At 57.9% G+C, this 9,686-nt stretch carries 7 protein-coding genes and 4 pseudogenes; 3 read left to right on the top strand and 8 right to left on the bottom strand.

Annotated features, from left to right (window positions below; all coding sequences use genetic code 11):
* The 3 genes from X726_RS1000000170155 to ectB form a co-directional block, all read right to left on the bottom strand.
* A partial coding sequence (locus tag X726_RS1000000170155; protein WP_245272185.1) for a hypothetical protein occupies nt 1–166 on the bottom strand: 166 nt, incomplete at its 3' end.
* Nucleotides 167–595: 429 nt separating this feature from the next.
* Nucleotides 596–2,137, bottom strand: a complete 1,542-nt coding sequence (locus X726_RS137775; protein WP_023673819.1) for an aldehyde dehydrogenase family protein — start codon at nt 2,135–2,137, stop codon at nt 596–598.
* A gap of 167 nt (nt 2,138–2,304) precedes the next feature.
* Complete coding sequence (gene ectB, locus X726_RS137780) at nt 2,305–3,603, bottom strand: diaminobutyrate--2-oxoglutarate transaminase (protein ID WP_023673818.1); 1,299 nt, start codon at nt 3,601–3,603, stop codon at nt 2,305–2,307.
* A gap of 483 nt (nt 3,604–4,086) precedes the next feature.
* On the opposite strand from ectB, the pseudogene X726_RS1000000171355 reads away from it, so the two are divergent.
* Nucleotides 4,087–4,217 (top strand): annotated as a pseudogene (locus X726_RS1000000171355) (IS630 family transposase); the annotation flags it as partial.
* Nucleotides 4,218–4,497: 280 nt separating this feature from the next.
* Here X726_RS1000000171355 and X726_RS00585 read toward each other — a convergent pair.
* The 5 genes and pseudogenes from X726_RS00585 to X726_RS1000000168310 form a co-directional block, all read right to left on the bottom strand.
* Nucleotides 4,498–5,304: a formyltetrahydrofolate deformylase gene (locus tag X726_RS00585; protein WP_245272184.1), complete on the bottom strand. Its 807-nt coding sequence runs from the start codon at nt 5,302–5,304 to the stop codon at nt 4,498–4,500.
* Nucleotides 5,305–5,423: 119 nt separating this feature from the next.
* A pseudogene (locus tag X726_RS01000000167765) lies at nt 5,424–6,351 on the bottom strand (electron transfer flavoprotein subunit alpha/FixB family protein).
* Nucleotides 6,352–6,371: 20 nt separating this feature from the next.
* A pseudogene (locus X726_RS00590) lies at nt 6,372–7,119 on the bottom strand (electron transfer flavoprotein subunit beta/FixA family protein).
* Nucleotides 7,120–7,206: 87 nt separating this feature from the next.
* Nucleotides 7,207–7,407, bottom strand: coding sequence for a hypothetical protein (locus X726_RS137785; protein WP_023673811.1), 201 nt, complete (start codon nt 7,405–7,407; stop codon nt 7,207–7,209).
* 356 nt (nt 7,408–7,763) lie between these two features.
* On the bottom strand, nt 7,764–8,135 hold the full coding sequence (locus tag X726_RS1000000168310) for a hypothetical protein (protein WP_023673810.1): 372 nt from the start codon (nt 8,133–8,135) through the stop codon (nt 7,764–7,766).
* Nucleotides 8,136–8,179: 44 nt separating this feature from the next.
* Here X726_RS1000000168310 and X726_RS137790 point away from each other — a divergent pair, with 44 nt between their 5' ends.
* Nucleotides 8,180–8,362 carry a hypothetical protein gene (locus tag X726_RS137790; protein WP_156940759.1) on the top strand — a complete coding sequence of 61 codons (183 nt, stop codon included), beginning with the start codon at nt 8,180–8,182 and terminating at the stop codon, nt 8,360–8,362.
* Between the two features lie 1,217 nt (nt 8,363–9,579).
* Nucleotides 9,580–9,686, top strand: a pseudogene (locus X726_RS1000000170150) (IS5/IS1182 family transposase); the annotation flags it as partial.

Genomic DNA, 9,686 nt, shown 5'->3' with positions numbered 1-9,686 from the left:
CTCGCGCAACGGCTGCGGTAAGCGACGGCCACTGGTACCGTTGATTATAGTAAGCACGCGTGGGGTTCCCATCGAGGATATCATCAGGGATAGCGTGCGGAGGAAAGTCAGGACCAGCCTCTATGAGCAGGACGTGACTGCCATTGGCCGATAACCTGTTTGCCATGACGCAGCCCGATGAGCCGCCGCCTACAATTATATAGTCGAAAAGCAACGGCCCCTCCTATCTTGCGAGAGCAAATTAGCAAAAATCTACAGTGAATATCTGCAAAGAGAGCCCTTCCTGGCAGGGAAGCTGCAATCTTCTGTGGTGTCCGCAGAATGTGCTCTTCCGTGTCGTAGAGATGCCAATTCCCTTGGCTCGCACTGAAGGAGCCTGTAACCGTGGAACCAGCCACAGGGGCCCGAGGGCGAGTTTTATCCGAACAACGACCTCGTTTCTTTCGGGAGCGGTTGCACGAACTCGCACCCGCTGCCGTGCACGCAGGCACGACGCATGCATCGCGCATCGTCACCCGAACAGCACGGAGAAGCATTCCGTGATTATCTCGAAATCTTGCAGTCCCAGCTCGATGGGATGACGCCTATCTCACCGCTACGGCTGAACAAGATTGCTTAACGTGAATGGCTGAGAAAGCACCTGATCGCGCGTGGCGGTGCGGCTCTGGGCCCTGCTCCCTTCACCGGATGATGGCTGTGAGATCCGGATGCCGATATTTCTTGTCTGGACGTAGCCATCAAGTGCTTCCTGTCCCTTTTCCCGGCCGTAGCCAGACTGCTTCACTCCGCCGAATGGTGTTTCTACGCCGCCGACGTACCACCCATTCACGTAAACCTGGCCAGCCCAAAGGCGATCGGCGCACCAAAGAGCACGGTCGATATCCCGCGTGAACACGCCAGCTGCCAACCCTTGATCGGTATCGTTGGCTAATTCGATCCCCGTGGATGGGTCATCGAAAACGGTTACCGAAAGAACGGGACCGAATACTTCTTTCTGGAAGAGATTACTGTCTCGCGTGACATCTGCAAAAACCGTAGCGGCCATGAAATAGCCGCTCCGATCCGAAAGTGCGGCCCCACCGGTTACCACCCGTGCCCCCTCCAAAGCGGCAATCTCACAAGCTTCCGTGACCCCCTTGCGCTGCTTCTGGGAGATCATGGGTGTGATGTCACAATTTTCCCGCCCTGGGCCAACGGTTAGTCCTTCGACGCAAACTTTCACTTTCTCCAATAATTCGTCTGCGATGGATCGTTGGACGAGCAGTCTTGTTAAGTTGTTGCAATTCTGACCTGCATTCAGATAGGTTCCGACGCGCACAGCGTCTACGACAGCATCTAGATCTGCGTCGGAATACACCACTGCCGCTGACTTGCCGCCCAGTTCCATGATACAGGGGACGATGCGTTCCGACGCGGCCTTAAGCACCGTTCGCCCGGTTGCCGTGGATCCCGTGAACACGATGTGATGAACATCGGGATGCTCGATCAGCGCTTGGCCAGCGGTCTGCCCGTAACCGGTGATTATGTTGACGGCTCCGGCAGGCAATCCTGCGGTTTCGCAGGCGCGCGCAAACTCCACCCCAGACAGGGGAGCCAATTCCGGAGACTTCACAACGACTGAGTTGCCGGTGGCAATGGCGCAAGCAAGCGAACGAGCCGTTAGTTCAAGAGGGCCATTCCAGGGCACGATCTGGGCCGAGACACCGAAGGGGCTCCTGACCGTGTAGTCGACAAACTCGGCTCCGCGAGGGATCGATCGGCCTTCAAGCTTATCGGCCAGACCGGCATAGTAGCGCAGGTAGCGTATAGCGGTGCGAACCTCACCCTGGGCAAGATCCAACGCCTTGCCCGTCTCGATGCAGTTAATGGTCGCGATCTCCTCGCTCCGCGCCTCGAGCGCATCTGCCACACGAAAGAGCATTCGTCCCCGGTCGTAGGGATGCATGTCTATCAGAACGCGGTCACGAAAAACTCGATTGGCGGCGGCAACGGCCAGATGAACGTCTTCAGGTCCCGCCTCCGCAACGACCGCAATGGTCTCCCCAGTTGAGGGGTCGTCAACCTCGATCCGTCCGCCGGATGAAGAATCTCTCCACTCTCCGTCGATATAATTCTTGCTTATTTCTGCGCCAGCCATCGAAATTCTCCAAACTTACATCATCCACGCAGAAGTACTGACGTGCGACACAGTCCGTATGGTTTCGCGATGCAAAAGCGGAAACGCATTCGACTGCCTGAGCATCGAACGACCTGCGAAGACAAATGCAAACCGATCGGTGCTGCTTTTGTCGTATGCCGCTTCTGTCAGCGACTTGCCGCCGTGCCGTCCTGCACCGCTCGTACGCAGTCGCGGATGATTGACAAGCCCCGACGCAGATCAGCCTCGGCTATGGTGAGGGCCGGCATGAACTTTAGTACTTCACCGTATGAGCCAGCGGTTTCTAGGATCAGACGGCGAGCGAAGGCCTCCTTCGAAACGCGCGTCGGCAATGAGTGATCCTTTGGTGAAACGAGTCCAAACATCAGGCCACGGCCCCTTACGCTCAGCCCGAGAGCTGGGTGATCGGCGGCAATAGATGCAAGCTCGGTAGCCAGGATCTCAGATTTCCGCGCAATGTCATCCTCAAACTTTGAATCGGACCAGTAAGTTTCAAGTGCCGCGCGAGCAGTCACGAAAGCCAAATTGTTCCCCCGGAATGTCCCGGTATGCGCTGCGGGCTTCCAAACATCCAGATCGGGCTTGATTAGAACAAGAGCCATCGGCGTTCCGTATGCCGACAACGACTTGGACAGGGTAACGATGTCTGGCACGATGCCAGATGGTTCGAAACTGAAGAATTTCCCCGTGCGTCCGACACCCGCCTGGATGTCATCAAGGATCAGTAAGATCCCGTGCCGCGAAGTTAACTCACGCAACAGCTGCAACCATTTAACACTGGCGGCATTGATACCGCCTTCACCTTGAACTGCCTCGAGGATCACCGCGGCAGGGGTATCAAAACCGCTCGCCGGATCCGTGAGAAGCTTCTCGAGGTAGGCGATCGTGTCAAACGCGTCCCCTAGGTAACCTTCGTATGGCAACGATGTCACATGAGCGAGGGGGAACCCTGCGGCTGCCCTCATCTCTTTATTCCCGGTCGCCGCCAACGATCCCGCGCTGACCCCGTGATAGGACCCCGTAAACGAGACGATATTTGACCGACCCGTGACCAGGCGAGCCAGCTTCAGCGCTGCTTCCACGGCATTGGCGCCTGTAGGACCAGTGAACTGCAGCTTGTACGTCAGACCACGGGGCTTCAGGATATAGCGCTCGAAAGCTTCAATAAATCCCTTCTTGGCTGTTGTAGCCAGGTCAAGGCTGTGCACGATGCCATCGCGCTCAATATAGTCTAACAACGCCTGCTTGAAGGCTGGGTTGTTATGGCCATAGTTGAGCGCACCCGCCCCACCGAAGAAGTCTAGGTATTCCTGACCGTCTGCCGCTGTTAGTGTTGTGCCAACTCCCCGGTCGAATAGGACCGGAAACGAGCGCACGTAGCTACGCACCTCCGACTCCAAGCGGTCGAAGAGTGCGAGGCTCACATCTTTGGCGATCTGGTTCATAAAGGCGGACTCCTTCGGAGTTGGGGCAGCCTGTAAGGCTTAAGTGGCCGGTTCAAACGTGAAGAGGACGGCCAGTGCCGTTTCTTGAAACATAGCTCGTCCCGCAGCCCGGATTGAGCGAAATATCGACCCGTGACCGCAGGAAATCAGCGTTCTGTAGCCGCTTGCGCAGATTTCGAACCAGTGGGGTTGTGCCGAGTTGACCCAGCTACCAGACAGACGGGATGGCTTACTGAAAACTTCTGCGAGGGAGCCAAGCGCGACGCCCTCCGAGATGATGATCCTGCTGAGCAGCTCCGGACGGTCGGTCTCGGAGAGCTTGTTCAGGAGGAACCTAGAGCACGTCCTGTGATCAAGTGAATCGATTGTGATGCGACATCTGCGTGTCGTGCTGATTCAACATCCACCTCGATAGAGGTGGACGATGGGAAGAGTATTGAGCGGGATGTCGGTCGCGGGTCATGGAAGGCTTCGGACAAGGGCATGTCGGCGCGGCAACGGCGGCGCCGATCGACGTGGGAGTGTCGAGCGATCCGCTGGATTGCGCGGGCGAAGATCGGCAACTGGCGCCACGCCCGCAGTGCCGCCGCCGCGCCTCCAGCCTCGATGAGCATTAAGCATCAAGCCTCTTCACGGTCGGCTGATCGAGGAGCCAAACACAGCACGCTGAAGATGGTTGGGCGGCTCGAAACTAGCTGCCGAAGTTATCCGCTTACGATTGGGAACACCCAACGAACGAGGTTCGAACGCGCATGCCTGATCATTTGGTGAACTTGCCGGATCGTGCCCGACGATTATCTCCGACAGAGCAGGTTTCACACCGTTCTTCACGTCTCACTCGGTGAACCGCGTTTGCCATGGCCATTGATGATTAACTCCCCGATCTCCTTTCCGTCAATCCGGAGGCCATCTCAGCCCATCATTTCGGAACGGTGAGAACGGGGGCTTGCCTGGAAAACGACGGTTCGTTCCAATTGATGAAGGTGCGATAGTGATATGCGCGTGGATAGCGCGGGCCAATACTTGGCTTTCCACATCGCGGCCGATGGAAACGTAGTCCTCAGTGCTCCGCGCATGGGTGATACGGGCAACGTCTTGTTCGATGATCGGACCCTCGTCGAGGTCAGCGGTAACGTAATGCGCCGTAGCCCCGATCAGCTCACGCCGCGCTCGAAAGCCTGTTTGTAGGGTTCGCGCCCTTGAAGGACGGCAGGAATGATGATGACTGTTGATGATCCGGCGGGACATCTTCTGGCAGGGCGCATCGGAGAGTATCTGCATGTATCGGGCGAGCACGACGAGTTCTGTCCCCGTCTCCTCGACGACGTGCATCAGCTGGGCCTCGGCCTTCGGCTTGTTTTCCTTCGTGACTTTGCTGTGGTGGAAAGGAATATCGTGGTTCACGACCACCTTCTGATAGGTCATGTGGTTGGAGACGACGCCGACGATATCGATCGGCAGCGCACCGATCTGCCAACGGCAGAGGAGATCGTTCAGACAGTGTCCGAAGTTCGAAACCATCAACAAACCCTTCATGCGATGCGTACCGTCATGCATATTCCATGACATACAGAACTCGTCCGCAATCGGGTGGAAACCCACTTCAATTGCCTTCCGTTCGGCTCCCTCCTCGCTGATAAAGGAGACGCGCATGAAGAACTTACCGGTATGAAGGTCATCGAACTGCGAGCTGTCGACAATGTTGCAGCCTTGAGCTGAGAGGAGGCTCGAGATCGCAGCAACGATTCCCCGTGCAGACCGTCAGAACGCATTTCTTCATAGATTGTTTTCCATTGGTGCCGACGATCGAATTTGGGAGATCACAGCGCCCTTTTTAGTTCCGGCAGAATGAGGAAAAGGTCGCCGACGAGGCCATAGTCGGCGACCTGGAAGATCGGCGCTTCCTCGTCCTTGTTGATGGCGACGATCACCTTCGAATCCTTCATGCCGGCAAGGTGCTGGATGGCACCGGAGATGCCGACGGCGATGTAGAGGTCGGGTGCGACCACCTTGCCGGTCTGACCGACCTGCCAGTCGTTCGGCGCGTAGCCGGCATCGACGGCGGCACGGGAGGCACCGACGGCGGCGCCGAGCTTGTCTGCGACCGGCAGGATGACCTCCTGGAGCTTCTCGGAGGAGCCCAGCGCACGGCCACCCGAGATGATGATCTTGGCCGAGGTCAGCTCTGGACGGTCGGTCTCGGAGAGCTTGTTCTCGACAAAGCTCGCGAGGTCGGGATTGGCCGCCGCCTGAACCGTCTCGACCGGCGCGGAACCACCCTCGGGTGCGGCCTGGAAGGAAGCGGTGCGCACCGTGATGACCTTCTTGGCGTCACTCGACTGCACCGTCCGGATGGCGTTGCCGGCATAGATCGGCCGCTTGAAGGTGTCGGGCGACACGACTTCGATGATTTCCGATATCTGGGCGACATCGAGCAGCGCCGCCACGCGCGGCGACGTTCTTACCCGACGAGGTCGCCGGCGCGATGATCGTCTCGTATGGCTCAGCAAGTGAAACGACGAGTGCCGCCAGCGGTTCGGCGAGACGCTCGGTCAGTTCGTCAGCGTCGGCGAGCAGCACCTTGGTGACGCCCTTGAGCTTGGCGGCTGCGTCCGCTGCCGGCTTGGCACCTTTGCCGGCAACCAGCATATGCACGTCCGAGCCGATCTGCAGTGCCGCCGAAAGCGCCTTGGCGGTCTGGTCGGAAAGCGTCGCATTGTCGTGTTCGGCAATCAGAAGAATTGTCATCTTTTTTGTCCCTTCCAGCCTTACAACACGCCGGCTTCGTTCTTCAGCTTGTCGACTAGTTCGGCGACGCTCTTGACCTTCACGCCCGCCTTGCGGCCACCCGGTTCCTCGGTCTTGACCACCTTCAGCCGCGGCTTGACGTCGGCGCCGTAGTCGGCCGGACTCTTTTCGTCGAGCGGCTTCTTCTTGGCCTTCATGATGTTGGGCAGCGAGGCATAGCGCGGCTGGTTGAGGCGAAGATCCGCGGTGACAATCGCCGGCATGTTCAGCTCCACCGTCTGCAGGCCGCCATCGACTTCTCGAGTCACCTTGGCCTTGTCGCCATCAATAACGACCTTGGAAGCAAAAGTGCCTTGCGCCCAGACCAGAAGCGCGGCCAGGATCTGGCCGGTCTGGTTCGAATCGTCGTCGATCGCCTGCTTGCCGAGAATGACGAGACCGGGCTTTTCCGCCTCGACCACGCCCTTCAGCACCTTGGCAACGCCCAGCGGCTCGGTCTGCTCGTCGGTCTTGGCCAGGATGGCACGGTCGGCACCCATGGCGAGCGCGGTGCGCAAGGTCTCCTGCGCCTGCTGCGGCCCGATCGAGACAACGATGATCTCTTCCGCCTTGCCGGACTCCTTCAGCCGGATCGCCTCTTCGACCGCGATCTCGTCGAATGGGTTCATCGCCATCTTGACGTTGGCGAGTTCCACCGCCGAACCGTCAGTTCACACGAACCTTCACATTCGCATCCACAACCCGCTTCACTGCGACAAGTACCTTCATTCAACTCTCGTTTCTTGTGCTGTCTTGCAACATCCGATTACGGAAACTATCGCCACGCCCAATGTAGATTGCCCGCCAAACCGTCAGCTACCATGCCAGGTAGTGCGGGGTGTTTCGCTCTAGGATCGCGACGTCTTTTTTGCCGTTACTCTGCGAGATGAAACGCAAACGCTTGTTCCCGCGATCCTCCAGAACGACTCTGGTGAGTGAGAGTTGGTAGTTCATGAGGACGTGCGCGCCGCTCTCAACTGCGCTGAGCGGATCCATTTTGAAGTCACGAATGCGCATTTCGTTACATGAGGTTTCCACCCATGGCGGTCAATGGCCAACCCCAATGGCGCCGTTAGCGTGCGATCAAACGAGACAGAACCTCAACCATTCAGGCCGCGCGGCAAATGGGAGCGCAACGGTGTCTGCACCGGCGCGAGGCCCAAGTCCGAAGCTCCAGATACTCGATCCGAGTGTGGCCTGCCGCAGCAATCGGCTGAGTGTTCGTCCACGTCTGTTGACGACGCCTCGCGCGTCGCTTTCGTGCCGGTCTGCCAGATGAGCGTAAGACGAGGGCCGTTACCTTCCAGGAGGCGGCAGTCGCCTACTAACCGGTCACAAGCATATGGGCACGGAACTCAGATCGTGCGCATGTCTTAGCAGGATTGGGCATACCGGGAATACCGGGTATCGTTTCTCCAGTCGGACGGAGAGATTGCATAGTACATTAAAGCAAGGCCGACGGACCGATACCTCGCGACGGTACCTTTCGGGAGCCATATCGATTCGCCACTTGCCAGAGGATATGCATGACCATCCACTGTCACCTCGAGCAGTTGCCCCGGATCAATGCATATCACCATCTCGTCATACCACAGCGTCCACTCGAAGTCAGAATCTCGAAGATATGTGATGCCGGAGGCTAGAGCTGCGCTGTCTTTCTCGTTGACAAACTCATGCCACGACGTACCCCTGTCGTTGTACTTTTGCTCGACGTCGGCAGGCTTAAAAAGTTTGACGTGTGGCACGTTGTTCTCCTTAGTATTTCGGGCGAATGGTGGGGTCTTTGCGCATGCTTAAATCGGCACCATATCAGGCCCTCACGGGCTGTTTTCTGCAAACCTATTCCGCCGATGCAGAAAACCGCGTCTTCCTGCAACTTTATATGGTGCTCTTGGCCGCGGTCGAAATTTTGAGGCGCAGCTTATGGGGAGACGTCAAAGTCTCCCGGGCGGTCGGCTGCGATTCTGATTGAAAAGCCCGCCAGGGATGTGGGCTGCCTCCTGATTTTTGAACCGTTCTGAGCTGGACCACGAGAGACCTCCGACCGCCGTCCCTTCTTAGCCTTGCGCAAGATGAAGGCGATCTGCACATCGTAAACTTGGACCTCTTCACGGTGCCGCGAAGCGCTCCCACGCTGCCCGCAATGAGGCGCTCCGCGTTGTCTATGCGAAAGGCGGTCAGTCACGGTGGGGGTGTCCCACACTCTCCAGCCCCCTCGGGCAGGATCGTGCGGCGAATACCTGGTTCCAGCGGCGCAGTCGCGACATAAAAAGGGGAGGACCACTTGCTCGCCGCGCAGCTCGGGGCGGATGCGCGCCGTTTAGGTGTCGGTCGAATAACCGCCCACTTGGCCCGGACGCTGCCTCCTTGGACGGCGAGTCGCCAGACGCAGCTCCCCGCGCACGATGTGCTCGACCGGGCTCGCCGTGAAGACGGTCTCAACACTGCCGCCGAGAGAAAAAGTGGCGAGTTCCCTTGACGCACTTCCAGCGAATGCCGTTTAAAGCATTGCTGCATCATACGTGCCATCAGTGTGTGATCATGGCCGCCCAAGCTTTGCACAAACAGCTCTCTTTGGGGCCCATACGCTTTCAAGCTCGGCTAAAGGTTTGGCCTGAATCGGGATCAACTTCCATCAGCTCCCTGTAAGGCGGAACCTTCCTTCTAAGTTCATCCGGCGGCTTTCGATTTGAGCTACCCGCTCGCGCGCTAACGACGGCAGCTACGGTGCGCCAAGCATACCGACAAAATAATGACGAGCGGGTGAGTATCATGCTAGATCCTTTGTGACTGTTATTCTGCCGCGCATCGGCTGCCAGTCAGCTAAATGCGGTTAAAATACCGTTATCCGGCACTTCTAGTCTCAAGGGCGATAACGGCGGAACATTTTATAAGGGCCATTATTTATAACATTGCGAGCGCCGGTCTGGACAACGAAAGGGTAAAAGCCGAGAGACGCCAGCGCAAAGTTCAGAAAGGAACGCTGCGGACATGTCGAGGCGGAGTGAGACAGGTTGACGGCCCGCCCGCTAACCGTGCGCAGACGCCCGGCAGGAGCCTTGAGCTCGCTGCCGGGCCGGCGCGCCTTGGGAGGAGGCGTAGTTGCGAACCCTTTGCAGCTGAGAGACCGTTTTGAAAATCGGCTTGCCGGGGGTTTCGTCTGAGGCTGGGTTATGATTCAAGCTTTAGATGTGGACAAAGCAGAGCCGTGGCCGGATGGCCCAGATCGCCAAGAAGACCAAGCGCTACCCGTCTGATTTGACGGACGAGGAGTGGGAGCAGTTCGCACCGCTGAT

It is taken from the genome of Mesorhizobium sp. LSJC285A00 (assembly GCF_000503155.1).
Taxonomy (GTDB): domain Bacteria; phylum Pseudomonadota; class Alphaproteobacteria; order Rhizobiales; family Rhizobiaceae; genus Mesorhizobium.
The sequence above is the reverse complement of the archived record's forward strand: the minus strand, read 5'-3'. Positions and strand labels throughout refer to the sequence as shown.